Raw genomic sequence first — 24,279 nt, 5'->3', positions numbered from 1 at the left:
ACCATGCAACAAAAAACCGTCACCGCGGACATCCTCGACATCGCCTATCGCGAATACGGGGCGCCCGACGGCTGGCCCTGCATCATGGGCCACGGCTTTCCCTACGACGTGAACGCCTATGCCGAGACGGCGCCTGTCATCGCCGAGGCCGGTGCGCGGGTGCTGGTGCCCTGGTTGCGCGGCTACGGGCCGACGCGGTTTCGCTCTCCCGACACGCTGCGCTCCGGCGAGCAGGCGGCGCTCGGCGCCGATCTCCTGGCCTTCATGGATGCGCTTGGTATCGAACGCGCGGTTGTCGGCGGCTACGATTGGGGCGGGCGCGCCGCCTGCGTGGTCTCGGCGCTCCATCCCGAGCGCGTGATCGGGTTGGTCAGCGGCAATTCCTATAACATCCAGAACATCGCCCGCGCCATGGAGCCGGCCTCGCCGCCGGAAGAGGCGGCGCTGTGGTATCAATATCTCTTCCACAATGATCGCGGCCGCCGCGCGCTGGAGCGCAACCGGCGCGGCTTTGCGCGACAGCTCTGGGCCATGTGGTCGCCGACATGGAGCTTCGACGATGCCACGTTCGAGACCAGCGCGGCGTCGTTCGACAATCCTGATTTCGTCGACGTCGTGATCCATTCCTATCGCCACCGTTACGCGCTGGTCGCGGGCGATCCCGCCTATGCGGACATCGAGGCGAAGCTCGCCGCGCAGCCGGCAATCCGCGTCCCCACGATTGCGATCGACGGCGACAGCGACGGCGTCAATCCCGGCACGGCCCATCACGCCCGCAAGTTCGAGGCCTTCTTCGAGCGGCGCGTGTTCGCTGGCGCCGGCCATAATCTGCCGCAGGAGCGCCCGGCCGAATGGGCGCAGGCCGTGGTCGACGTGCGGAAGGCGTCCACCTCGCAATCCGCCTGACCGCCGTCCCCTTCCCAAATTTCCCTCACCTGCGGGAACCTTTTCCGATCGCAGCCGTCCAAGCTTTGGGCCCGCTTCTGGATCCGGGCTCGCTGCAGGGGAGGATCTCGATGAAGTCGCACGTGCGTAAGCTGGAACGGGTCGCGGTGGCGCAGGCGCCGGTCGAACGGCCCGACAGGGCGGAAGTCGAGCAGGCGATCCGGACCATGATCCGCTGGGCCGGCGATGATCCCGCGCGCGATGGTCTGCGCGAGACCCCTGATCGCGTTGCGCGGGCTTTCGAGGAGTATTTTTCCGGATACGCGCAGGACCCGACCGAAATCCTGCAAAAGACCTTCGAGGAGATCGAAGGCTATGACGAGATGATCGTGCTGCGCGGCGTTCGCTTCGAGAGCCATTGCGAGCACCACATGGCACCGATCGTCGGCCGCGCCTGGGTGGCCTATATCCCGCAGGGGCGCGTCGTCGGCATCTCCAAGCTCGCGCGCGTGGTCGACGTCTACGCCAAGCGGCTCCAGATCCAGGAGAAGATGACCGCGCAGATCGCCAACACCATCAACGACGTGCTCAAGCCCGAAGGCGTCGGCGTCATCATCAAGGCGACGCATCATTGCATGACCACGCGCGGCGCGCACAAGCCCGGCACCGATCTCGTCACCAGCCGCATGCTGGGCGTGTTCCGCGACAATGCGCTGACGCGCCAGGAATTGCTGGGGCTCGCCAATTCGAACGATTGATCTGCGCGCATGAAGGAGGCGTTGCCATGGCCGAGGACAAGAAGCCTAGCGGACCGGACCTGAGCAAAGGCGTGCCGCTGACCGCGTTCAAGGACGGCAAATTGCTCGGTCATGTCGGGGAGGACGACGTCCTGCTGGTGCAGGCCGGCGGCGAGATCTTTGCGATCGAGCCGGCCTGCAGCCATTATCACGGCCCGCTCGCCGAGGGCCTGGTGGTGGGCGATACCATCCGCTGTCCCTGGCATCATGCCTGCTTCTCCTTGCGCACGGGTGAAGCCAGCCGTCCGCCGGCTTTGAACGCGCTGGCGGTCTGGGAGGTCGAGCGCGATCGCGACAACATCATCGTCCGGCGCAAGCGCGAGGCACCGAAGCCGCCGACCGCGCATCGCAGCGCGCCGGCTCGGGAAAGATTCGTCATTGTCGGCGGCGGTGCCGCCGGCTTCACCGCCGCCGAGACGCTCCGGCGCGAGGGCTTTGCCGGCGCCATCACCATGCTCAGCAATGACGGCGCGATGCCGGTCGACCGGCCGAACCTCTCCAAGGATTACCTTGCGGGTAACGCGCCGGAGGATTGGCTGCCGCTGCGCGGCGAGGACTATTATGGAGATGCAGGCATCGATCTCAGGCTCAACACCGAGGTCGCCGCCATCGATGTCAAGTCGCGCAGCGTCACGCTCGGCAATGGCGACAAGCTGCCGTTCGACCGGCTGCTGCTCGCGACCGGCGCCGAGCCGGTCAAGCTACGGATTCCGGGCGCGGACCAGCCGCATGTTCACACCTTGCGCTCCCTCGCGGACAGCCGCGCCATCATCAAGGCTGCAGGCAGTGCCAGGCGTGCGCTGGTGATCGGCGCCAGCTTCATCGGCCTCGAGGTCGCGGCCTCCTTGCGGGCGCGCAAGATCGAGGTGCATGTCGTCGCGCCTGACGAGCGGCCGATGCAGAAGGTGCTGGGCGCCGAGATGGGCGATTTCGTCCGCTCCCTGCATGAGGAGAACGGTGTCATCTTTCACCTGAAGGACACGGTGGAGAAGCTCGACGGCATGCGTGCGACGCTGAAGAGCGGCGCGGTCATCGAGGCCGACCTCGTCGTCGTCGGCATCGGCGTCAAGCCGCGTCTCGCGCTTGCCGAGCAGGCGGGACTGGCGGCCGATCGTGGCGTCAGCGTCAGCGAATATCTGGAGACCAGCGTCGCGGGCATCTTCGCGGCCGGCGACATCGCGCGCTGGCCCGATCCGCATTCCCGGCAGACCATCCGCGTCGAGCATTGGGTGGTGGCGGAGCGGCAAGGCCAGACCGCGGCGCGCAACATGCTCGGCAGGCGCGAGCGCTTCGACGCCGTGCCGTTCTTCTGGAGCCAGCACTACGACGTGCCGATCAACTATATCGGCCACGCCGAGAGCTTCGACGACATCGCCATCGACGGCAGCATTTCCGGAAAGGACTGCCTGCTGAAGTACCGCAAGGACGGCCGCGTGCTCGCGGTCGCTTCAATTTATCGCGATCTCGACAATCTCAAGGCCGAATGGGAGATGGAGCGCTCGCAGGGCTGAAGCTGCCCGCTCGATCTTGATTTGCGTCAACGTTGCAGCAGGTGCGGGCTGCTCTGATCGCTGTGGTCCCGGTGCGGCGCGTGCTATCCTGGCGTGTGCCCCGGGCTTCGCATGCAGGAGTGGCCCATGACCAGTGCTTCAGATGCATCTCATCCTTCCAGTCTCGGCTCGGGTATCTCGGCGCTCCATGGCAAATGGGGCTGGATCGTTGCGCTTGGCGTCGTGTACCTCATCGCCGGCTTCGTCGCGCTCGGCAGCATGGTGATGGCGACGGTGGCGAGCGTGATCGTTGTCGGCGCGATGATGATCGTCGCCGGCGTGACCGAGGTCATAGGCGCCTTCCAGATGAAGACCTGGGGCAAGTTTCTGATCTGGGCCTTGCTGGGCGTGCTTTACATCATTGCCGGCTTCCTCACCTTCGAGAACCCGCTCTTTGCCGCGGTTCTGCTGACGCTGTTCCTCGGCGCCTCGCTGCTGGCCTCCGGGGCAGTCAGGCTGTTCCTCGCCTTCAGCATGAAGCGGGAAAGCCCGTGGGTCTGGGTGGCGCTGTCGGCGGTCGTCACCCTGCTGCTCGGGCTGCTGATCCTGGCGCGCTGGCCGGTGAACAGCGTCTACGTTCTCGGCCTGTTTCTCGGCATCGACCTGATCATGGCGGGTGCCGGCTGGGTCAGCCTTGGCCTCAGCCTGAAGCAGCGCCGCTAGGCGAAATGAGAGCAAACTGAATCGCTACGCGGCCAAGGGTTCGGCTTATCTCTCACCGATGGGAGAGGTGAAGCGCCGCCTCATGGTGCGAACGCATCATCAGCAACTCGACGCAAGACCGTCTGGCGGAACTCCGCTGATCTGACGTGCTGACTATAAAGCAGCACGCCGCGCGCCTCTTCGCGCGGACGATGATCATCGGGGAGAAACCATGAAAGCTGCCTTGGTCCTGGCCGCAGCATTGGCTGCCGCCTGCCTGTCGACGCCTGTCTCCGCGCAAAAATCCTATGGTCCCGGTGTCAGCGACACCGAGATCAAGATCGGCAACACCATGCCCTATAGCGGGCCGGCTTCGCCGCTCAGCATCACGGGCCGGGTCATTGCGGCCTATTTCGACGAGGTCAACGAGAAAGGCGGGGTCAATGGCCGCAAGCTCAATCTGATCTCGCTGGACGACGCATTCTCGCCGCCCAAGACCATGGAGGCGGCGCGGCGCCTCGTCGAGGGCGACGGCGTCGCCTTCATCTTCGCGACCATGGGCACGGCGCCGAGCTCGGCGATCGCAAAATATCTCAACAGCAACAAGGTGCCGCAGCTGTTCTTGATCAGCTCGGCCTCGAAGTGGAACGATCCCGCCAACATGCCTTGGTCGATGGCGCTGCCCTGGGCGCCGAACTACACCAGCGAGGCCGCGATCGACGTCGCCTATGCCCGCGCCAAGAACCCGAATGCGCGCTTTGCGGTGCTCTATCAGAACGACGATGCCGGCAAGGAATATCTGCGCGGGGTCAAGGAGGCGCTCGGCGCCGATGCCGACAAGGCGATCGCGATGGCCTCGAGCTTCGAGGTCACCGACCCCACCGTCGATTCCCAGGTGCTGACGCTGGCGAACACCAAGGCGGACGTGTTCATGATCTATTCGGTGACGCCGCGCGCCTGCGCGCAGGCGATCCGGAAAGCGCACGAGGTCGGCTGGCAGCCGACGCGCTTCCTCGCCAGCGGCTGCGCCAACAAGGCGACCGTGATGGTGCCTGCGGGGCTCGATGCCGGCAAGGGCGTGCTGTCGCTCGGTTCGCTCAAGCCCTTCGTCGAGCAGCCGAAGGACGATCCGGCGATGACGGCCTATATCGACTTCATGAAGAAGCGCCTGCCCAATGCCGACGTCAACAACGTCGCCGGTCTTTACGGCTACACCGTCGCCGAGGCCCTCGTGGTGCTGCTGAAACAATGCAAGGACAATCTGACGCGCGAGAACATCATGGCGCAGGCCGCGAATTTGAAGAACGTGCCGCTGTCGCTGCTGATGCCCGGCATTACGCTGAACACCACGCCGCAGGATTTCCGCCCGATCAAGGACGGTTACATGCTGCAGTTCGACGGCAACGACTGGGTGGTGGCGAGCGAGCTCTTGAAGGGGACGTGAGGGTCGAGATAGCGGCCCACGGGCGCTGTACCCTCTCCCCTTGCGGGAGAGGGTGGATCGCATCGAAGATCCGAGCCGGGTGAGGGGTATCTATCCTCACGAACGGTATCGCTAGCGGAGAGAACCCCTCATCCGGCGCATCGCGCCACCTTCTCCCGCAAGAGAAGGAAAGAGGAGACCACCATGGACTTTCAACACTCCGCCCGTTCGCTGGAGCTGCAGGAGCGCGTTCGGCAGTTCATGCGGACGCATGTCGAGCCGGTCGAGGAGCTCTATTACGAGCAGGTGAAGCCGGAAGCTGCGCGCTACAGGACGCCGCCGGTGCTGCAGGACCTGAAGAAGATGGCGCGCGAGCAGGGGCTCTGGAACCTGTTCCTGTCAGGTGAGCACGGACCGGGCCTGACCAATCTCGAATACGCGCCCGTGAAGGAGATCATGGGCCGCATCCTCTGGGCGCCCGAGGTGTTCAACTGCTCGGCGCCCGACGTCGGCAACATGGAGGTGCTGGCAAGCTACGGCACCAAAGCGCAGCAGGAGCGCTGGTTGAAGCCGCTCCTGGAGGGGCGCATCCGCTCCGGCTTCTCGATGACGGAGCCGCAGGTCGCATCCAGCGACGCCACCAACATCCAGTGCGCCATCACGCGCGACGGCGACGACTACGTCATCAACGGCCGGAAGTGGTTCACGTCAGGCGCGATGAACGAGGATTGCGAGATCCTGATCGTGATGGGCAAGACCGCCCCTGATGACCCCGACCGCCACCGCCAGCAATCCATGATCCTGGTGCCCCGGAACACGCCGGGCGTGCGCGTCGTCCGCGACATGCTGACCTACGGCTATGACGATGCCCCCAGCGGCCACCCCGAGATTTCTTACGACAACGTCCGCGTGCCCGCCGAAAACATCCTGCTCGGCGAGGGCCGCGGCTTCGAGATCGCGCAGGGCCGGCTCGGTCCCGGCCGCATCCACCATTGCATGCGGCTGATCGGCTGTGCCCAGCGCGCGCTGGAATTGATGTGCCAGCGCGCGGTGTCGCGTGTCGCCTTCGGCAAGCCGCTCGCCGAGCAGGGCTCGGTGCGCGAGGACATCGCACACTCCTTCTGCGAGATCGCGCAGGCGCGCCTACTGACGCTGCAAGCCGCCGACAAGATGGACCGCGAAGGCAACAAGGCCGCGCGCGACCTGATCGCCGCCGCCAAGATCGTCGTGCCCGGTATGGCCGCCCGCGTCATCGACCGCGCCATCCAGATCCATGGCGCCGCCGGCGTCTCGCAGGACACCTTCCTCGCCCGCGCCTATGTCTACGCCCGCTTCATCCGCATCGGCGACGGCCCGGACCAGGTGCACCTCGCTGCGGTCGGCAAGGAGCTGATCAAGCGGGGCGGGGTGATGGGATAGGCAGACAGATTTTCGGGCGCTCGCGCAAAAATTGGTGGTGGCATCTGGTCAGGCGGTAGCACGGTATGCTTTGATGAACCAGATGATTGGTGCGTCACTGCCGACGTTGTTGCGCTCGGCACTTGAGCGAGCAGGTCAACAATGTACAGTTTCGTCCCGATCAGCCGGGCGTCAGGCGTGCGAATCATCGCGGCCGTTCTCGTCTCCATCCTGATCCTCTTGAGCGGCCGAACCGCATTTGCGGCGATCGAGCCCTTTCCCGCGGATTTCAAAATCCAGCGCATCTCGGTCAACGGCGTCACGCTGCATGTCCGCGTGGGCGGACAAGGGCCGGCCGTCGTCCTCCTGCACGGCTTCGGCGACACCGGCGACATGTGGGCGCCGCTCGCCAAGGCGCTCTACAAGAACCACACCGTGATCGTTCCGGACCTGCGCGGCATGGGGCTGTCGTCGCAGGCCCCAGCTGGTTACGACAAGAAGACCCAGGGCGTCGACATCGCCATGGTCATGGACAAGCTCAACGTCCAGAAAGCCGATCTGGTCACGCACGACATCGGCAACATGGTGGGCTATGCACTCGCGGCGCAATACCCTGATCGCATCACCAAATGGGTCGTCATCGACGCGCCGCTGCCCGGCATCGGGCCCTGGGACGAAATCCTCAAGAGCCCCATGCTGTGGCATTTCAATTTCCGCGGTCCCGATGTCGATCGCCTGGTCAAGGGCCGCGAGCGCATCTATCTCGACCGCTTCTACAACGAGCTATCGGCCGATCCCAAGACCATCGACGAAGCGACGCGCAATCATTATGCGAAACTGTACGCTCGGCCCGGCAACATGCATTACGCCTTCGAGCAGTTCGCCGCGTTCGGGAAGGACGCCACGGACAACAAGGCCTTTGCCGCGACCAAGCTGAACATGCCGATCCTCGCCCTTGGCGCCGAAAAGTCTTTTGGCAATCAGCAGGCCGCGATCATGCGCGAGGTCGGCACCAAGGTCGAGGGCGGCATCATCACCGGCTCCGGACATTGGATCATGGAAGAGCAGCCGGCGCAGACCGTGAGCAAGGTGCGCGCGTTTCTCGATCGGAAGTGACGAGGAGGGCGATGGGGTGGGGCGGCGCCCGGTGCGGTCGCGCCGGGGGTGTGCACCAATCGGCGCCGGGATAAGACGTTGAAGCTAGGCCAGCACCACGCAATTGCGGCCGCCGTCCTTGGCGCGATAGAGCGCCGCGTCCGCGCGTGACAAGGCCTCTTCAGGTGTCTCGTGAAGGCGGAGCTGGGTAACGCCGGCCGACATGGTGACCCGCAAGTTCTTCGAAACAGAACTCCAATCCAGATCGGCGACCGCCTGGCGCAGACGGTCCAGGGCAAGCAGGGCCTGGTCCTTGCCGCTACTCGGAAGAATCAACAAGAACTCTTCGCCGCCGTATCTGCCGAGCTTGTCCACCACTCTCAGGTTTGCGGTGAGCGCTTGCGCAAAGCGTCGCAACGCTTCGTCGCCGACGAGGTGGCCGAATCCGTCATTGATGCGCTTGAAGTGGTCGAGGTCGATGATGGCGACCGAGCATGGCGCGCCAGATCGTTGCGCGCGCGCTATTTCATCGTTCAGCATGCGCATGATGGACCGGCGGTTGTTGAGCCCGGTAAGCTCGTCGATCTGAGCCAGAGCTTCGATTCTGGCCTGCGCTGCCTTGAGCTCGTTGCTTCGCTTGTACAGCGCTTCGCGGAGAGATGTCCCATACAAGCCGGTGAAGGCACAGCGGCCCAATGCCGTTACGAAGCAAAGCAACGCCAGCTGGCGTTCAGCGAACGTGCCCATTGGCATGGCGATCGGCTTATCCGTCAGCGCAAATATGACGGTCAGCCCAAAAGCGGCATACGCCCATACGATTCCGGTCTGTTGCGCTGACATGCGGAGTGCCCCAAAACCGAGCACGATGAAGATGATGCAAGCGAAATAGAAGCCGACCTCGGGTGCCAGGTAAATTGCGCCCAGCTGGATGGTGATGCTGCTCATGCTTTGAGGCACAGTGAGGTAGTGGTCCCGAAAGCGATCATTGAAATGCGCTTCCGACAAGGCCAGCACGATGCCCGTCCATAGCGATCCAGCCGCGAGGTATCCCGCAGCGGTCGAGAATGATGTCGTACCGGCGAAGTAATACAGAAGAAGAACCGCCGCATCGACCAGATAGCTGCAGAATTGCGCGAGGTACATCTGGCGGCGCAATTGGCCGCGCTTGGAGGATTCGGGCCGATGCGCGCCAGCCCGCGCCGCACCGCCAGCTCCGCTAATTGCAGTTTCCGCCATTGCCGCTTCTTCCCGGTTTCGCTCCAGGAAAGCGCAAATCCGTTAAAGATCGAGTGGGATAGACGGTTAAGTGAATATTAAGTTTGCGTCCTAGCTCTCCGCGCACGCTGGCGAAGCCCGAGTGGGCAAGATTCAACCCGGCACGATCTCGTCGAGCGGCCAGATCGGACGGCGGACGTTTCGGTACGTGAGCTTGCTGTGATCGAAGGTGGCAAGGCCGCCGCTGTCGGCCAGGATCACCTCCTTGGCCATGGGCGCGAAGGCCGCCCGGAAGTGGTGCGCCGACTTGACGGCGACGACCCGGAATTGAGCCGGCTCTGCCCCGAGGATCCGGAACATTTCCCGATCATAGGTCTGCAGCGTGTTGGTCGAAATCGCGATGGAGATGCCGTCGACCTCGAGCAGGGCGCTGGGCCCGAGCGTCATGGGCTGACCGGCATTCATCGGTCCCTCGCAGACGAAGGCGCCGTCCGACAGGCCGGTCACCCGCCCGGTCAGCATGAGCGGCGGTCCGTAGCTTTCGGGATGGCGCTTGGCCCCGAGAACGACATCCACGCTGGCCCCGAGGCCCGCAGCGTGGCAGTGGGAAGCGGCTTCGGGATCGCCGAGGACGCCGAACAGCACGCTGCGGATTTCGGCCTGCAGCAGCGCCTCCAGCAGGCGGATGCCATCGCCGTAGGCGCCCGAACCGGGATTGTCGCTGAAGTCGGCGATCACGAACGGACGGGTGTCAGCGACGTCAGTCGCGGCTGCGGCGGCAAGCTTCGTTGCATCAGGCAAGTCGAGCGCCGTGACCGTGACTTCGGCGCGCCGGCGGACCATCTCGTCCTCGAGCGCCGCCGCGGCCTGCCGCGCGGCCGCTTCGGCGGCGTTGTGGGAGGCATCGTAGGTGACCTGAATGCTGGGGCCGACCTCGGCAATGTCCGAGCGGCTGAAGCCCGCGCAGACATCGACGGACAACAGGCCCGGCGTCTGCGCCTCCATGTCCGCGGCACGCACCAAGAGATCGCTCATCACGCCGCCCTGGGTCCGTCCGTGATTGCATCCGTCGAGCAGAGGTGCTTGCGAGCGGAAGACCTTCGGGCGGGTCGTGCCGTCCATCGCCGCCTGCAGCAGCTCGGCGGCCCGGAACGCCGTCTCGTATTGGTCGATGTGCGGATAGGTGCGGTAGGGCAGCATGATGCTGGCCAGCCGGCCCATGCGTTCGGTGACGTTGGCATGCAGATCGAGCGTCACCGCAATCGGAATCGTCTCGCCGAGACGCTGGCGCAGTCCTTCGAGCAGTGCACCTTCGGCGTCGTCGTCGGTCTCGGTCACCATCGCGCCGTGCAAGGCCAGGATGACGCCGTCGAACGGTCCGCTCTCGCAGGCCGCGTAGACCAGGCGCTGCAGTTCGGCCCAGCACGCCGCCGTCACCTTGCCGGACGGGGTGGCCGCGGCGGCGAGCGGCTGCACCAGGGTCCAGCCGTAACGTTTGGCTGCGGCCAGGTGCGCGGCGATCTCCATTCTCGTGTCGGCCAGCGCCGCGGCGATCTCGCCGTCACGCAGAAACAGCCGCTTGCGGTAGTCCTCGAGCGTGGTCGGGATGACCGAGAAAGTGTTGGTCTCGTGGGCGATCTGCGCCGAGAGAACGCGCCGCGTCTGGCTCATGGGATTCCTTTGTTTTTTTCTTATGCAATCTCACAAGTCAGCCGCGCCGACACGCGCCGTCTCCTGCTCGGCACTGCATGACCGCATCGTGCCCCTGTTTTGCCCGACGAGTCAAAATCAATTGCGTAGGAGCTGCAGGTTTCGCGCGGGCCGCCAAGCCATTGAAAAACCTGCCCCCGGCTACTGTGCATGGGGTTGTTTTCCAGATTTTTGTTTGGAGGCCCCCACCGCCGCCCGGCGGTGGCGTTGGCGCGGTCACCCCGCCTTGGCGATGCGGCTGTCCGCGCGCAGGTTCTGGAAGAACGTCTCGACCTCGCGGGACAGCGTGTCCGCGGTCTCGGCTACGCTGCCCGCCGCCGTCAACACCGAGGCTGCTGCCGTATCGGTCTTGCCGATGGCGTCGCGCAGCGAGGTGATGTTGGCAACCAGCGTCTCGTTGCCTTGCGCGGCACTTTGCGCGTTGGACGAGATCTCGCGCGTGGCGGCGTCCTGCTGGCCGATGGCGCCGGCGATCGCCGAGGTGACCTCGTTGATCTCGCGCACGGCACCGCCGATCTCGCGCACGGCGTCGACCGCGTTGCGGGTCGAGGCCTGGATCATCGCGACGTTCTCGCTGATCTCGGCGGTGGCCTTGGCGGTCTGGCCCGCCAGCGCCTTCACCTCATGAGCGACCACGGCAAAGCCCCGGCCGGCATCGCCGGCGCGGGCGGCCTCGATGGTGGCGTTGAGCGCGAGCAGGTTGGTCTGCTCGGCGATCGCCTGGATCAGGTTGAGCACGCCGTCGATGCGCTGCGTGGCCGCGGCAAGGCTTTCGATCTCGGAGATCGACTTCTCGGTGCGCTGGCCGGTCTGCTCGACCGCGCCGGCGCTATGCCGCACCTGGCGGCCGATCTCCACCACCGACGCCGACAGCTCCTCGGCCGCGCCCGCCACCGCCGTGACGTTGTGCGAGGCCTGCTCGGTGGCGTTGGCCGCCGTGCCGGCGCGGCTGTTCGCATCCGCGGTGACGCGGGTGATGGTCTGCGCGGTCTCGCGCATGGTGGAGGCGTTGTCGCTGAGGCCGCGCATGATCGCGCCGATCGCCTCGCGGAACTGCTCGACGGACCGCTCGATATGGCGGGCGCGCTCCTCGCGCGCGGCGGAGTCCTGCGAGACCTGCGAGGCGAGGTTGCGGTTGCGGCCCATGGCCTCCTGGAAAACCTGGATCGCGCGGGCGAGCGCGCCGATCTCGTCGGCGCGGCCGGAGTGCGGCACCACGACGTCCTCGGCGCCGTCGGCGACCTGCTTGATGGCGTCGGTGATCGCGGCCAGCGGCCTTGCGATCGAGCGGGCGATGATGACGATGCCGATCACGACCAGGGCCAGCGCCACGCCGCCGAGGCAGGTCAGCACGAAGGACAGGGTGCGGTTGGTCTCCGTCTCGTGCGAGATCTGCTTGGCGCGCTCGGCATAGACCTTGGACAGTGCCTCGAGATCCTTGTTGAGCGCCGAGCGCACGGCGCGGTTGGCGTCGTTGTCGCCCCATTCGCGGCCCGCGGCCGCATTGATCTCGACGCCCCGGCGCACCAGCTCCTTGCGGAACTCGACGAATTGCTCGATGCGCTTCTTGAAGGTGGCGAACTGCTCGGCATCGTCGGCTTTGACGATGGTCTGCCAGCGCTTCACGACATCGAGGATCTGCTCGTTGAACTTGAGCAGGCCGTCGCCGTATTTCTTCACGACCTTCGGCTCGGTCGACATGTAGACGCCGCGGGATTCCATCACGACCGCATAGACCAGCGAGTTGACGCGCTCGACGTTCAGCGCGGCGGCGTTCGCCGTCTCGATCGCGCTCGTCAACTCGGCGCCGCGGCGGCTGTTGTAGTCGGACAGCCCGGCGATCGCCGCCGTGAGCAGCGCGAACAGCGCGAAGATCGCATAGAGCTTGGTGGCGAGCGTGAAGCGGCCGGCGAGACCGGCGGCATTCCCAGATCGGTCTGATGTCATGGTCATTCAGGGGCCCGGATTGGCCTGAAGCGGCCGGTGAGCGGAATTCTGCAAAATTGATGCAAAACTATGCAGAACGAAGATGGATGCGGCGTTAACGCGCCGCTCCGCCGCCTCCGTCCTTGGTCGAAGGAAAGGCAAGTTATTTCAGCGTCTTGATCAGAAGGTAGAGTTTCAGGATAGTCCCTGCGTCGGCCGTTGGCCGACCACCCTCGGAGAGGCCCTTGGTCTACCGCCACACCATCGACGCCACGACCCACATTTTCCCGGACCTGCGCGATCTCCTGGCCAAGGCGACGCCGCCGCGCTCCGGCGACCGGCTGGCCGGGATTGCCGCCGACACGGCCGAGCAGATGATCGCGGCGCGGATGGCGCTCGCCGACGTCCCGCTCGCAAGATTCCTGCAGGAAGCCGTCATCCCCTATGAGGCCGACGAGGTTACCCGCCTCGTCATGGACAGCCACGACGCCAAGGCCTTCGCCCAGGTGGCATCCCTGACGGTTGGGGCCTTCCGCGACTGGCTGCTGTCGGACGCCGCCACGCCGGAGGTCCTGAAGACGCTGGCCCCCGGCATCACCCCGGAGATGGCGGCAGCGGTCTCAAAACTGATGCGCAACCAGGATCTGATCCTGGCGGCACGGAAATGCGAGGTCACCACCGCCTTCCGCAACACCATCGGCCTCAAGGGCCGGATGAGCACGCGGCTGCAGCCCAACCATCCGTTCGACGACGCCAGGGGCATCACCGCCTCGATCCTCGACGGCATCCTGCTCGGGGCCGGCGATGCCTGCATCGGCATCAATCCGGCGAGCGACGATCCGGCCGTGATCGCGCAATTGCTGCGGCTGCTCGACGAGATCATCTCGCGGCTGCAGGTCCCGACGCAAGGCTGCGTGCTGACCCATGTCACGACGACGCTGTCGCTGATCGGGCAGGGCGTACCGGTCGACCTCGTCTTCCAGTCGGTCGCCGGCACCGAGGCCGCCAACCGCAGTTTCGGCATCGACCTTGCGCTTCTCAAGGAGGCGCAGGAGGCCGGGCTGTCGCTGCGGCGCGGCACCATCGGGCAGAACGTGATGTATTTCGAGACCGGCCAGGGCTCGGCGCTGTCGGCCGGCGCCCATCACGGCGTCGACCAGCAGACCTGCGAGGCGCGCGCCTATGCGGTGGCCCGCGCCTTTGCGCCTCTTCTGGTCAACAGCGTGGTCGGCTTCATCGGCCCGGAATATCTCTATGACGGCAAGGAAATCATCCGGGCGGGGCTGGAGGATCATTTCTGCGGCAAGCTGCTCGGCCTGCCGCTTGGGATCGACATCTGCTACACCAACCATGCGGAAGCGGACCAGGACGACATGGACAATCTGCTGACGCTGCTCGCCGCCGCCGGCGTTACCTTCATCATGGGCGTCCCCGGCGCCGACGACGTCATGCTGAACTACCAATCGACCTCTTTTCACGATGCGCTCTATGTCCGTGACGTCTTCGGCTTGCGCCGCGCGCCGGAATTCGACGATTGGCTGGCTCGGTCGGGCATTACAGGCGCCGATTTCCGGCTTGCCGGCGATGCAGGCCTGCTGCCCGATTTTGCCTCGCGGCTGATCGCGTGAGGCGGTGCGCAGCGCCAAACTCCCTTCGAGGAAACTATCTGCGCCTCCCGGAATTATGCTTGTGCCACAATATTGAGAAATTCCGGCGGCAGCATTACGCTATGTGTCTGGCTGGCAATTTCCGCAACATCAGTCGAGCGTGGCGGGGGAGCTTAGATGCGAGCTGAAAGTAACGGAACGTCCCGGCGGATTCTCTGTGTGTTTCCGCGCTACACCTCCTCGTTCGGCACGTTCGAGCATTCCTATCCGCTGACCGACGGTGTCCGTGCCTTCATGCCGCCGCAGGGGCTGTTGCTGATCTCGGCCTATCTGCCGCAGGATTGGCAGGTCAAATTCGTCGACGAGAACCTGCGTCGTACCACCAGGGAAGAGTTCGAATGGGCCGAGGCGGTCTTCGTCAGCGGCATGCACATCCAGCGCCAGCAGATGAACGACATCTGCCGCCGCGCCCATGAGTTCGATCTGCCCGTCGCGCTCGGCGGCCCCTCCGTCAGCGCCTGTCCCGACTATTATCCGTCGTTCGACTATCTCCATGTCGGCGAGCTCGGCGATGCCACCAACCAGTTGATCGAGATCCTGTCGCGCGACACGGCGCGTCCAGACGAACAGGTGGTCCTCACCACCAAGGACCGCGTGCCGATGACGGAGTTTCCGATCCCGGCCTACGAACTTGCCGACGTGAAGAAGTACTTCCTCGGCAGCATCCAGTATTCCAGCGGCTGTCCCTATCAGTGCGAGTTCTGCGACATCCCCGGTCTCTACGGCCGCAACCCGCGCATCAAGTCGCCGCAGCAGATCATCGCCGAGCTGGATCGTCTGCGTGAATGCGGCATGACCGACACGGTCTATTTCGTCGACGACAATTTCATCGGCAACCGCAAGGCGGCGATGGATTTGTTGCCGCACCTGATCGAATGGCAGAAGCGGACCGGCTACGTGGTCCGGCTCGCCTGCGAGGCGACGCTCAACATCGCCAAGCGGCCCGAGATCCTCGAGAAGATGCGCGAGGCCTACTTCATCACCATCTTCTGCGGGATCGAGACGCCCGATCCCGACGCGCTGAAGGCGATGCAGAAGGACCACAACATGATGGTTCCGATCCTGGAGGGCGTGCGCACCATCAACTCCTACGGCATGGAGGTGGTTTCGGGCATCATCATGGGGCTCGACACCGACAAGCCGAATACGTCGGAGGCACTGCTCGGCTTCGTCGAGGAATCGCGCATTCCGCTGCTCACGATCAACCTGCTCCAGGCGCTGCCGAAGACGCCGCTGTGGGACCGGCTGGAGCGCGAGGGTCGTCTTGTCCACGACGATGGCCGCGATTCCAACGTCGACTTCCTGTTGCCCTATGACGAGGTCGTCGCGTCCTGGAAGCACGCCATGGGCGTCGCCTATGAGCCCGAGAGGGTCTACGCGCGCTTCCAGTACCAATGCGACCACGTCTACGTGCACCGCCTGAAGATGCCGACACCGGACGAGATGAAGACCTGGCCCAATATTCGGCGCGGCCTCGTCATGCTGCGCAACATCTTCTGGAAGGTCGGCGTGCTCGGCGACTACAAGCGCGTGTTCTGGAAGTTCGCGCTGGGGCGCATCAAGCGCGGCGATCTCGAAGGTCTGATCGGCTGCACCCTCATCGCGCATCATCTCATCACCTTTGCGCGCGCGGCCTCCAGCGGCAGGCAGAACGCCTCGAACTACTCGATCCGGCTGCGCGAGGCCGCCGTTCCCGCCGAATGAGTGATCCGTCCGTTCCGGCTCGCCCGATCATCGACCTCAGGTCGTTCACGCCCGCGCGCGTTGCGCTCGGGCGCAGCGGGGCAAGCGTGCCGACCAAGGCGCTGCTCGATTTCACGCTCGATCATGCCCGCGCCCGCGATGCCGTGCATGCTGCCTTCGATGCGCCGCGTCTGGTCGCCGATCTCGCAGGCCTCGGCCTCGACGTCACCGAGGCGAGGAGTCAGGCGGTCGACCGCGGGGATTATCTGCGGCGGCCGGATCTGGGGCGACGGCTCGAGCCCGGCTCGGCCGATGTTCTGGCGCGAGCGGCTTCCGCGCCATGCCAGCTCGCGCTGGTGATCGGCGACGGCCTGTCCGCGGCGGCGGTCCACGCCCATGCGGTGGCCCTGGTGAGGCGGCTGCTGCCGTTGCTCGCCGAAGGCGATGCTGTCGCGCTCGGCCCTGTCGTCGTCGCCTCAGGCGCGCGCGTTGCGCTCGGCGACGAGATCGGCGCCCTTCTCGGCGCGCGCATGGTCGTGACGTTGATCGGCGAGCGGCCCGGCCTGTCGGCACCCGACAGTCTCGGCGCCTATCTGACTTTCGCGCCCAAGCCCGGCCGCACCGATGCCGAGCGCAATTGCGTGTCCAACATCCACCACGCCGGACTCAGCTATGACGAGGCTGCCTGCAAGATCGCCTGGCTGGTCCGCGAGGGGCTGGCGCGTCAGGTCAGCGGCGTGGCGCTGAAGGACGAAAGCGCGGACCGCGCGCCGCGTCGAATTGGCACATTCTCGGCCGGATGACCCGCGCAGGACCCAAAATCGCCGCATCTTGATCGATTCGCCCACACTTCGCCTGCTTGCGAAAAGACCAGTTGACCTGCTAAACCCCTCGCGGCGATTTTCCGCGCATTTTCAAAGGGCAAGCCTCCCATTGGTATGGCATTTTCAAGCCGTTCGCGGGGCGCAACAAGCTCTCAAGACCGAGCCGATTTAGGAACTGGATAAGGCATGCTCGAAAAGCACAGCGAGAATGAGGTTCATGTCGACAAGGTCGAGCAGGGACCTACGTCCTCGATCGCCTTCGGGCTGGAGCGTCTCGGGCTGATCGCCGTCCGGGCGCCGATCGTCTCCTGCATCGTCCTGCTCGTCCTGATCGTCGGCGCCGTGTTCGGCATCCACCGGATCAAGATCGACGATTCGCTGTCGCAGCTCTTCCGCTCCGATAGCCGCGAATTCCACCAGTATGAAGAGGTGACGAAGAAGTTCCCGGCCGAGGAATTCGACGTCCTCGTCGTGGTCGAAGGCAAGAACCTCCTGGCGCGGAATAATCTCGAGAAGCTGCGCGACTTCGTCACCGACATGCAACTGGTCGAAGGCACGCGCGGGCTGGTCTCGCTGTTCTCCGCGCGCCAGGCGCCTGCACCGGGCAAGCTGCCGGCGGCCCTGTTCCCGGCCGAGCTGCCCGAAGGCGCCGACTACGACAAGTTCATCGAGACGGTCAAAAACAACGAGATCATCCGCGGCAAGCTGTTGTCGGAAGACGGCACGCTGGCGCTGATCGTGCTGTCGCTCGATCCGGAGGTGGTGGCGTCCAGCAGGCTGACCAAGACCGTCGCCGACATCCGCGCGCTGATGAAGGAGGATCTCAGCGATACCGGGCTCAACGTGCAGCTTTCCGGCGTGCCCGTGATGCAGCTCGAGATCCGCAACGCCGTCGAGCGCGACGGTCTCACCTACAACATCCTCGGCATCCTCGCCGGCTGCATCATCGCCATCATCTTCTTCCGCAAGATCTCCTTCATGGTCGCCGCGGCGTTCCCGCCGATGATCGCGATCCTGCTGGCGCTCGGCGCGCTCGGCTGGGCCAATTTCAATCTCAACATGTTCCTGAACGTGATGACGCCGCTCATCATGGTCATCAGTTTCTCGGACTCGATGCAGCTCACCTTTGCCGCGCGTGACCGGCTGATCGCAGGCCAGGACAAGTTCACCGCGTTCAAGAACGCGGTACTGGTGGTCGGCCCGGCCTGCGTGCTGACGCATGGCACCGCCGGCATTTCCTTCATCGCGCTGCAGTTCTCCAACTCCGACCTGATCCGCAAGTTCGGCGAGGCGGGTCTGGCCGCCACCATCATCGCGCTGGTCGCGGTGCTGTCGCTGGTACCGGTGTTCGGCGTGCTCCTCGTGCGCAACGAGAAGACGTTCGCGGTCAAGTTCCAGGGGGCGGATGCCGGCGTCCAGGCGCTGCGCAATTTCTGCTACTGGATCGCGGTGCGCATGGTCGGCCGGCCCGGCCTGTTCAGCCTGATCGCGGTGCTGTTCGTCGGCGGCCTCGGCGTCATCTACGCCAATCTGGAGCCACGCTACCGGCTCGCTGACCAGGTGCCGGACAAGCGGCAGGCGGTCGCCGCCAGCGACCGGCTCGATGCCAAGCTCACCGGCGCCAATCCGGTCAACGTGCTGATCCAGTTCCCGAAGGGTGAATCGCTCTATTCGCCGGAGACGCTCCAGACCATCGCGGACGTGCATGCGACCGTGGAGAAGGCGGCCGGCGTCGGCAATGTCTGGTCGGTCGAGACCCTGCGCCGCTGGCTGGCGGAAAAGGCCGGCAGCGCCGACGTCGCGACGCTGAAGGAATATGTCAGCGTCATTCCCGAGCATCTGGTGCGTCGGTTCATCGACGCCGAGCAGGACGCCGTCGTGGTCGCCGGCCGCGTGCCGGACAAGGATTCCAGCCAGCTGTTGCCGATCGTCGACAAGCTCGATGCCGAGCTCGACGCCGTCCGCAAGAAGCATCCCGGCTATGAGGTTGCGGTGACCGGTCTTGCTGCGATCGCGGCACGCAATTCGGCCAGCATGATCGAAAAGCTGAACCGCGGGCTCACCGTCGAATTCGCGCTGGTCGCGATCTTCATCGGCCTTGCCTTCCGCTCCTGGGTGGTGATGTTCGCCTGCATCCTGCCGGGCATCTTCCCGGTGGTGATGTCGGGAACGGTGCTTTGGGCCATGGGCGAGGGCCTGCAATTCGCCAGCGTGGTCGCGCTCACCGTCTCGTTCGGCCTGGGCCTGAGCGCCACCATCCACTTCCTCAACCGCCTGCGCCTGGAGAGCAAACCGGGCGTCGGCTCGGCGCTCGCGGTGGAGCGGGCGACCGTGCTGGTCGGACCTGCGCTGATCCTGACCACGGTGGTGCTGGCCTGCGGCCTCGTCGTCACCGTGTTCTCCGACCTGCCGTCGCTGCGGCTGTTCGGCTGGCTCAGCGCCTTCTCGATGGTGATGGCGCTCGTCGCCGACCTCTTCATCCTCAGGCCGACGGCGATGTGGCTGATCAATTTGCACGGCAAGCTGCAGGGCACCGACAAGCCGGCGATCTGAGACTGGGACGGACGTCGCCCAGCGCTCACGCCTCGATCCGAACGATCCCGTACGGATTGAACTTGAAGTCGGCCTGAGCTTCGCGCGACAGCGTGAGCCTGCGATTGCGCAAGGTCGCATCGATGCCTTGCTCGGCCATGGCGTCGGCGATCTCATCCATCAGCAATGAAGACCACGCTTTCGGGAAGACACGGTCCCAGCAAACGCCGAACGAACGCGTCATGTTCGCATCGGGCCTTGCCTGCGAATGGGTGCGGTCGATCTCGAAGCCGAAATCGGCGATGGTCTTGGCCACCGCCTTCGGCGGCTGCAGCAGGTTTTCATTCTTGCCGAGGAAGCAGAGCACGTGACGCGGCTTCACGGACGAAGGCTGCATGCTCGCTCCAGGCGGGTCATCGGCGAAGGCGCGCGTGGCCATGAAGAGCCCGGCGGCCTTGAGCAGATGTCTGCGGATCGGGTCCATCTCGGCAAGCCGGTTCCGGGTGAGTTCATGTCAGCAAAAAGCCCCCGGCTCGGCAGAACCGGGGGCTTTGATCCTTTTCGAGCTGGCGAGATCAGCTCTTCGTCATGGTGATGTTGACGCCGCGGATCTCGCCCTTGGACGAGATCTGCACCGTCTGCTTGGTGCCGTTGGTGCGCAGCGAGAGGTTGGCGGCAAAGCCGTTGGCCTCGACGAACACGTCGATCTGGCCGCCGCCGGCGGTGCCCTGCAGATTGCCGAAGATGTTGCGGCTGGACTCGCTCCAATTGCCGGAGATGCGCTCGCCCTGGCTCGTCACGTCGCTGGTGAGGTCGAACTTGTAGCTGTCGGACGCGCAGTGCAGAGCCTGCTTCAAATTGAGGCCGCTGCCGGCGACCTTGTAATCGGCCTTGCAGCGAATGCGCTCGGTGGAGCCGTCGGACAGCGACACCGTGCCGGTGCCGGTCCAGGCGCCGTCGAAGCCGGCAAACGGGCCGGAGGACTGAGCGTGGCTTGCCGAAACCGAGAAGAGCAGTGCCGCCCCGATGCCGGCCGCCTTGATTGCCAGTCCAGATCGCCCAAAGAATTTCATCTCAAATATCCCGTTTTAGAACGACGCCCGCTCACGCTCGAGAACGTCTCGCCACATCGAAAGTTTAGTGCTCCGAGCCGGTGTCAGGTTCAAAGCCAGGCTGCCAGAGATGGCGGTTCACAACGCCTCGCGCCAGGCCTGGATCCGCCGATTTGCTCTGTTTCGGTATGTTTCCGGCGGAAAAGGCCGCGCGGAGAGATGCAGCTCTGCAACAGGTATGCAGTAAAACGCAGCGGTCCTGAATTATAACGTAGTATCAATCTCTTACATCTGCCAATGAAGGCTAAGGGAAGACCTGATTTGGTGGGCGCGGCGCCAATTTGGCCGCATTTGCCAGTGCTTGTGCCTTCTCCGAGGCCGCTACCGCGCGGCGACTTGCCATCAGAACAATCCGTTCCGGTCGTCCGCCCTGTGCAGTCCGGGTTCGGTGCGATTCTGCCGTCAGAATGAAGGAATACAATGCGTAAGCTTCTCGTCGCTCTCACCCTGCTGTCGGCATCTGTTTCGACGGTGGCGTTCGCCCAGCAGGGGCGTGGCACCGAGTCCGAGCAGAAGGCCTGCACGCGCGACGTGCAGAAGTTCTGCCGTCCGGTCATCGACCAGGGCGATTTCACCATCCTGGCCTGCCTCAAGGAGAACCGGTCCAAGATCTCGCAGGCCTGCGACCAGGTCCTGAAGAACCACAACCAGTAAGATCGGCCACTGGCCCACAAAGGCGGCCTCGAGGGCCGCCTTTTCGGGCCCGATTCGCGGAAGGGCAGCCATCGCCAGACAGGATTGGTTTTGCGGCCGTATTCCCCTATATGGGGGCCGCGGCGGATCGCCGGCATGAGCCCGCGAGAACAAGCCCTTTCTATCCAAACGATTGTAGCCAGCCCTCGATGACCTCTGCGAGCGAATTGCGATCCGGCAAGGGAGACCGCGACGAGAATTTTCCCGTCGCGTCCTGGATCATTCATCCGCGTCATCGCGCCCTGATCCTGGCGTATTACAATTTTGTCCGCACCGCCGACGACATCGCCGACCACGCGACGCTGCCGCCCGACCAGAAGCTGGCCTATCTCGACCTGCTCGAGGCGGAGCTGCTCGGCAAGGGCGACACCCAGGCCGAGGCCGTCAGCTTGCGCCGTGCGCTCGCCGAGCGCGGCATGGCGCCGCGCCATGCGCTCGACGTGCTGATCGCGTTCCGCATGGACGTGACCAAGCTGCGCTATGAGACCTGGGACGAGGTCATTCACTATTGCCGCTATTCGGCGATGCCGGTCGGCCGCTTCATGCTCGACGTCCATGGCGAGAGCACCTCGACCTGGGCGGCATCGGATGCGCTCTGCGCGGGGCTGCAGATCAACAATCATTTGCAGGATTGCGGCAAGGATTTCCGCGAGCTCGACCGCGTCTATCTGCCGCGCGATGCGCTGGCAGCACACGGCGCCTCGGTCGAGCAGCTCGGGCTTTCACAGTCGCCGCCGGCGATGCTGGCCTGCCTGCAGGCGCTCGCCGCGCGCAACGAAGCGCTGCTCGACGAGGGCAGGTCGCTGGCTGCGGAGATCCGGGATTTCCGTCTCGGCATCGACGTCGCGGTGATCCAGGCCTATGCCGACCGCATCGTGCGCCTCTTGAAGGTGCGCGATCCGCTGCGCGAGCGGGTGCATCTGAACAAGTTCGAACTGCTCGTCTTCAGCCTTGCCGGAATGCTCGGTGAGGCCGGCCGCCGCGCGATGGGACGCAAGGCCATTTCCAGACCGGGGACCGCACATGACGCTTGAGGCGACAGCGCCCGGCGCCAATTATGGCTCGACCGCATCCGGCAGCTCCTTCTACGCCGCGATGCGCATCCTGCCGCGCGACCAGCGCGAAGCGATGTTCCAGATCTACAGCTTCTGCCGCCAGGTCGACGACATCGCCGATTCCCATGGCCCGCGCGAAGAGCGGCTCGCCGCGCTGCAGGAATGGCGCAACGACATCGACGCGCTCTACCAGGGCAATCCGCCGCCGCGGCTGAAGGACTATGTCGCCTCGGTGAAGACCTTCGGCCTCAAGCGCGAGGATTTCCTGGCGATCGTCGACGGCATGGAGATGGACGTGCCGCAGGACATCCGCGCGCCCGACATGGCGACGCTGGATCTGTACTGCGATCGCGTCGCCAGCGCCGTGGGACGGCTGTCGGTGCGGGTGTTCGGCCTGCCCGAAGACGACGGCATCCAGCTCGCCTATCATCTGGGCCGCGCGCTTCAGCTCACCAACATCCTGCGCGACATCGACGAGGACGCGGGTCTCGGCCGGCTCTATCTGCCGCGGGAGGCGCTGCTGCATGCCGGCATCACCTCCGACGATCCGAACCGCGTGATCGCCGAGCGCGCGCTGCCGAAGGTCTGCCTGCCGCTGACGCAGCGTGCGAAAGCGCATTTCGAGAAGTCGGACGAGATCATGAACCGCAACAAGCGCCGCACCGTGCGCGCGCCGCGGATCATGTCGAAATACTATCATTCCATTCTGGATCTCCTGATTGCGCGCGGTTTCAATGCGCCGCGCCAGCCGGTACGTGTGTCGAAGATCACACGCATCCTGATCCTGCTCCGCTACGCTTTCATCTGATGCAAAAGACAGCTCACATCATCGGTGCTGGAATTTCCGGCCTCTCCGCCGCCGTGCGGCTCGCCAATGCCGGCTTCAAGGTCGCCGTGCACGAGGCGACGCAGCAGGTCGGCGGCCGCTGCCGTTCCTATTTCGACGGCGCCACCAACCTCACCATCGACAACGGCAATCATCTGCTGCTGTCGGGCAACAGCCACGCCCGCGCCTATGCGCGCGCGATCGGCACCGAGGCCGGCCTCGTCGGCCCGGAGAGCGCGCAGTTTCCGTTCGTCGACCTCAAGACCGGGCAGCGCTGGCAGATCGATCTCGGCACCGGCCGGCTGCCGACCTGGGTGCTCGACGAGGGCCGTCGCGTTCCCGATACGGGTCTCACCGATTATCTGAAGCTGGCGCCGCTGATCTGGGCGTCGGAAGAGACGCTGGTCGGCAAGTCCATTCCGACCGAAGGCATCCTCTATCAGCGCCTGGTGCAGCCGCTGCTGCTGGCAGCGCTCAACGTCGATCCGCCCGAGGGCTCGGCCGGGCTCGCCGGCGCGATCGTGCGCGAGACGCTGCTTGCGGGCGGGCAGGCCTGCCGTCCGCTGATCGCGCGCGACGGCCTCAGCGCCGTGCTGATCGAGCCCGCTGTGAAGTTTCTGCAGGATCGTGGACACACCGTTCAGCTCGGCCATGAGCTGCGTTCGTTTGCGAGCGGCGACGGCAAGGCCAGTGCGCTGCATTTCGGCGGCGAGGACGTGATCCAGCTCGCTGAGGGCGATGTCGTCGTGATGGCGGTGCCGCCGCGCGCCGCCGCCGGCCTGCTGCCGGGGCTGAAGACGCCGACCGAATTCCGCGCCATCGTGAACGCGCATTTCCGCATCACGCCGCCGGCGGGCTCGGCGCCGATCCTCGGCGTAATCGGCGGCGTCGTGGAATGGCTATTCGCGTTTCCGAACCGGCTGTCCGTCACCATCAGCAATGGCGATCGTCTGGTCGACATGCCGCGCGAGGAACTCGCGCAGACGATCTGGAACGACGTCTGCAAGGCGGGCGGGGTGTCGGGTGAGCTGCCTCCGTGGCAGATCGTGCGCGAGCGCCGTGCCACATTTGCGGCAACGCCGGCGCAGAATGCCCTGCGCCCGGGGCCGGTCACAGCGCTGAAAAACCTGTTCCTTGCGGGGGATTGGACTGCTACGGGATTGCCTGCAACCATCGAGGGATCAGTCCGGTCCGGTGATCGCGCCGCCGATCTGGTTCTGGCCGCCAAAGGATAGGCGGCCCTGAC

The 24,279-nt window shown here is 65.0% G+C and carries 20 protein-coding genes; 15 read left to right on the top strand and 5 right to left on the bottom strand.

Annotated features, from left to right (window positions below; translation table 11 throughout):
• Window positions 1-3: 3 nt before the first annotated feature.
• The 7 genes from RPS27_RS35270 to RPS27_RS35240 all read left to right on the top strand — a co-directional run bounded on the left by RPS27_RS35270 (window position 4) and on the right by RPS27_RS35240 (window position 7,811).
• Window positions 4-906 carry an alpha/beta fold hydrolase gene (locus tag RPS27_RS35270; RefSeq protein ID WP_212065258.1) on the top strand — a complete coding sequence of 301 codons (903 nt, stop codon included), beginning with the start codon at window positions 4-6 and terminating at the stop codon, window positions 904-906.
• A gap of 110 nt (window positions 907-1,016) precedes the next feature.
• Complete coding sequence (gene folE / locus RPS27_RS35265) at window positions 1,017-1,643, top strand: GTP cyclohydrolase I FolE (protein ID WP_194407069.1); 627 nt, start codon at window positions 1,017-1,019, stop codon at window positions 1,641-1,643.
• 26 nt (window positions 1,644-1,669) lie between these two features.
• On the top strand, window positions 1,670-3,193 hold the full coding sequence (locus RPS27_RS35260; protein ID WP_212065257.1) for an FAD-dependent oxidoreductase: 1,524 nt from the start codon (window positions 1,670-1,672) through the stop codon (window positions 3,191-3,193).
• A 126-nt stretch (window positions 3,194-3,319) separates the two neighbouring features.
• Window positions 3,320-3,895 (top strand): HdeD family acid-resistance protein, encoded by a 576-nt coding sequence (locus tag RPS27_RS35255; RefSeq protein WP_212065256.1) that lies wholly within the window; start codon window positions 3,320-3,322, stop codon window positions 3,893-3,895.
• 211 nt (window positions 3,896-4,106) lie between these two features.
• On the top strand, window positions 4,107-5,318 hold the full coding sequence (locus tag RPS27_RS35250; protein ID WP_212065255.1) for an ABC transporter substrate-binding protein: 1,212 nt from the start codon (window positions 4,107-4,109) through the stop codon (window positions 5,316-5,318).
• Window positions 5,319-5,501: 183 nt separating this feature from the next.
• Window positions 5,502-6,716 carry an acyl-CoA dehydrogenase family protein gene (locus RPS27_RS35245; RefSeq protein ID WP_212065254.1) on the top strand — a complete coding sequence of 405 codons (1,215 nt, stop codon included), beginning with the start codon at window positions 5,502-5,504 and terminating at the stop codon, window positions 6,714-6,716.
• 141 nt (window positions 6,717-6,857) lie between these two features.
• On the top strand, window positions 6,858-7,811 hold the full coding sequence (locus RPS27_RS35240) for an alpha/beta fold hydrolase (RefSeq protein ID WP_212065253.1): 954 nt from the start codon (window positions 6,858-6,860) through the stop codon (window positions 7,809-7,811).
• 84 nt (window positions 7,812-7,895) lie between these two features.
• Here RPS27_RS35240 and RPS27_RS35235 read toward each other — a convergent pair whose 3' ends face one another.
• The 3 genes from RPS27_RS35235 to RPS27_RS35225 form a co-directional block, all read right to left on the bottom strand.
• Window positions 7,896-9,026, bottom strand: a complete 1,131-nt coding sequence (locus RPS27_RS35235; RefSeq protein WP_313754993.1) for a GGDEF domain-containing protein — start codon at window positions 9,024-9,026, stop codon at window positions 7,896-7,898.
• A 132-nt stretch (window positions 9,027-9,158) separates the two neighbouring features.
• On the bottom strand, window positions 9,159-10,676 hold the full coding sequence (locus RPS27_RS35230; RefSeq protein WP_212065252.1) for a M81 family metallopeptidase: 1,518 nt from the start codon (window positions 10,674-10,676) through the stop codon (window positions 9,159-9,161).
• Window positions 10,677-10,931: 255 nt separating this feature from the next.
• Window positions 10,932-12,662, bottom strand: coding sequence for a methyl-accepting chemotaxis protein (locus tag RPS27_RS35225; RefSeq protein ID WP_212065691.1), 1,731 nt, complete (start codon window positions 12,660-12,662; stop codon window positions 10,932-10,934).
• Between the two features lie 224 nt (window positions 12,663-12,886).
• On the opposite strand from RPS27_RS35225, the gene RPS27_RS35220 reads away from it, so the two are divergent.
• From RPS27_RS35220 to RPS27_RS35205, 4 genes are all read left to right on the top strand, one after another.
• Window positions 12,887-14,269 (top strand): ethanolamine ammonia-lyase subunit EutB, encoded by a 1,383-nt coding sequence (locus RPS27_RS35220; protein ID WP_212065251.1) that lies wholly within the window; start codon window positions 12,887-12,889, stop codon window positions 14,267-14,269.
• Between the two features lie 156 nt (window positions 14,270-14,425).
• Entirely contained in the window at window positions 14,426-16,012 is a 1,587-nt protein-coding gene (locus RPS27_RS35215) for a B12-binding domain-containing radical SAM protein (protein ID WP_212065250.1), read from the top strand.
• On the top strand, window positions 16,009-16,794 hold the full coding sequence (gene eutC, locus RPS27_RS35210) for an ethanolamine ammonia-lyase subunit EutC (RefSeq protein ID WP_211417709.1): 786 nt from the start codon (window positions 16,009-16,011) through the stop codon (window positions 16,792-16,794). The genes RPS27_RS35215 and eutC overlap by 4 nt, the downstream gene beginning before the upstream one ends.
• A gap of 207 nt (window positions 16,795-17,001) precedes the next feature.
• Window positions 17,002-19,368, top strand: coding sequence for an RND family transporter (locus RPS27_RS35205; protein WP_212065249.1), 2,367 nt, complete (start codon window positions 17,002-17,004; stop codon window positions 19,366-19,368).
• A gap of 25 nt (window positions 19,369-19,393) precedes the next feature.
• Here the strand turns inward: RPS27_RS35205 and RPS27_RS35200 are convergent, their stop codons facing one another.
• Both RPS27_RS35200 and RPS27_RS35195 read right to left on the bottom strand, forming a co-directional pair.
• Window positions 19,394-19,744, bottom strand: coding sequence for a hypothetical protein (locus tag RPS27_RS35200; RefSeq protein WP_249131460.1), 351 nt, complete (start codon window positions 19,742-19,744; stop codon window positions 19,394-19,396).
• 178 nt (window positions 19,745-19,922) lie between these two features.
• On the bottom strand, window positions 19,923-20,420 hold the full coding sequence (locus RPS27_RS35195) for a hypothetical protein (protein WP_211417707.1): 498 nt from the start codon (window positions 20,418-20,420) through the stop codon (window positions 19,923-19,925).
• A gap of 459 nt (window positions 20,421-20,879) precedes the next feature.
• On the opposite strand from RPS27_RS35195, the gene RPS27_RS35190 reads away from it, so the two are divergent.
• The 4 genes from RPS27_RS35190 to hpnE all read left to right on the top strand — a co-directional run bounded on the left by RPS27_RS35190 (window position 20,880) and on the right by hpnE (window position 24,268).
• Window positions 20,880-21,113, top strand: coding sequence for a hypothetical protein (locus RPS27_RS35190; protein ID WP_194407084.1), 234 nt, complete (start codon window positions 20,880-20,882; stop codon window positions 21,111-21,113).
• A 188-nt stretch (window positions 21,114-21,301) separates the two neighbouring features.
• Window positions 21,302-22,186 (top strand): squalene synthase HpnC, encoded by an 885-nt coding sequence (hpnC, locus tag RPS27_RS35185; protein WP_212065247.1) that lies wholly within the window; start codon window positions 21,302-21,304, stop codon window positions 22,184-22,186.
• Window positions 22,176-23,015: a presqualene diphosphate synthase HpnD gene (gene hpnD, locus RPS27_RS35180; RefSeq protein WP_194407086.1), complete on the top strand. Its 840-nt coding sequence runs from the start codon at window positions 22,176-22,178 to the stop codon at window positions 23,013-23,015. The genes hpnC and hpnD overlap by 11 nt, the downstream gene beginning before the upstream one ends.
• Entirely contained in the window at window positions 23,015-24,268 is a 1,254-nt protein-coding gene (gene hpnE, locus RPS27_RS35175; RefSeq protein WP_211417705.1) for a hydroxysqualene dehydroxylase HpnE, read from the top strand. Before hpnD ends, hpnE begins: the two co-directional genes overlap by 1 nt.
• The last annotated feature ends 11 nt before the right edge of the window (window positions 24,269-24,279 follow it).

It is taken from the genome of Bradyrhizobium sp. WYCCWR 12699, from assembly GCF_032144035.1.
In the GTDB taxonomy this organism is placed as follows: domain Bacteria; phylum Pseudomonadota; class Alphaproteobacteria; order Rhizobiales; family Xanthobacteraceae; genus Bradyrhizobium.
Note: the sequence above shows the minus strand (reverse complement) of the source record. Positions and strands in the feature narration are given on the sequence as shown.

What these genes read in the sequence shown, in the direction of transcription:
- RPS27_RS35270 (WP_212065258.1), top strand. Translation starts at nt 4, where the DNA reads ATGCAACAAAAAACCGTCACCGCGGACATCCTCGACATCGCCTATCGC.
- folE (WP_194407069.1), top strand. Translation starts at nt 1,017, where the DNA reads ATGAAGTCGCACGTGCGTAAGCTGGAACGGGTCGCGGTGGCGCAGGCG.
- RPS27_RS35260 (WP_212065257.1), top strand. Translation starts at nt 1,670, where the DNA reads ATGGCCGAGGACAAGAAGCCTAGCGGACCGGACCTGAGCAAAGGCGTG.
- RPS27_RS35255 (WP_212065256.1), top strand. Translation starts at nt 3,320, where the DNA reads ATGACCAGTGCTTCAGATGCATCTCATCCTTCCAGTCTCGGCTCGGGT.
- RPS27_RS35250 (WP_212065255.1), top strand. Translation starts at nt 4,107, where the DNA reads ATGAAAGCTGCCTTGGTCCTGGCCGCAGCATTGGCTGCCGCCTGCCTG.
- RPS27_RS35245 (WP_212065254.1), top strand. Translation starts at nt 5,502, where the DNA reads ATGGACTTTCAACACTCCGCCCGTTCGCTGGAGCTGCAGGAGCGCGTT.
- RPS27_RS35240 (WP_212065253.1), top strand. Translation starts at nt 6,858, where the DNA reads ATGTACAGTTTCGTCCCGATCAGCCGGGCGTCAGGCGTGCGAATCATC.
- RPS27_RS35235 (WP_313754993.1), bottom strand. Translation starts at nt 9,026, where the DNA reads ATGGCGGAAACTGCAATTAGCGGAGCTGGCGGTGCGGCGCGGGCTGGC.
- RPS27_RS35230 (WP_212065252.1), bottom strand. Translation starts at nt 10,676, where the DNA reads ATGAGCCAGACGCGGCGCGTTCTCTCGGCGCAGATCGCCCACGAGACC.
- RPS27_RS35225 (WP_212065691.1), bottom strand. Translation starts at nt 12,662, where the DNA reads ATGACATCAGACCGATCTGGGAATGCCGCCGGTCTCGCCGGCCGCTTC.
- RPS27_RS35215 (WP_212065250.1), top strand. Translation starts at nt 14,426, where the DNA reads ATGCGAGCTGAAAGTAACGGAACGTCCCGGCGGATTCTCTGTGTGTTT.
- eutC (WP_211417709.1), top strand. Translation starts at nt 16,009, where the DNA reads ATGAGTGATCCGTCCGTTCCGGCTCGCCCGATCATCGACCTCAGGTCG.
- RPS27_RS35205 (WP_212065249.1), top strand. Translation starts at nt 17,002, where the DNA reads ATGCTCGAAAAGCACAGCGAGAATGAGGTTCATGTCGACAAGGTCGAG.
- RPS27_RS35200 (WP_249131460.1), bottom strand. Translation starts at nt 19,744, where the DNA reads ATGCAGCCTTCGTCCGTGAAGCCGCGTCACGTGCTCTGCTTCCTCGGC.
- RPS27_RS35195 (WP_211417707.1), bottom strand. Translation starts at nt 20,420, where the DNA reads ATGAAATTCTTTGGGCGATCTGGACTGGCAATCAAGGCGGCCGGCATC.
- RPS27_RS35190 (WP_194407084.1), top strand. Translation starts at nt 20,880, where the DNA reads ATGCGTAAGCTTCTCGTCGCTCTCACCCTGCTGTCGGCATCTGTTTCG.
- hpnC (WP_212065247.1), top strand. Translation starts at nt 21,302, where the DNA reads ATGACCTCTGCGAGCGAATTGCGATCCGGCAAGGGAGACCGCGACGAG.
- hpnD (WP_194407086.1), top strand. Translation starts at nt 22,176, where the DNA reads ATGACGCTTGAGGCGACAGCGCCCGGCGCCAATTATGGCTCGACCGCA.
- hpnE (WP_211417705.1), top strand. Translation starts at nt 23,015, where the DNA reads ATGCAAAAGACAGCTCACATCATCGGTGCTGGAATTTCCGGCCTCTCC.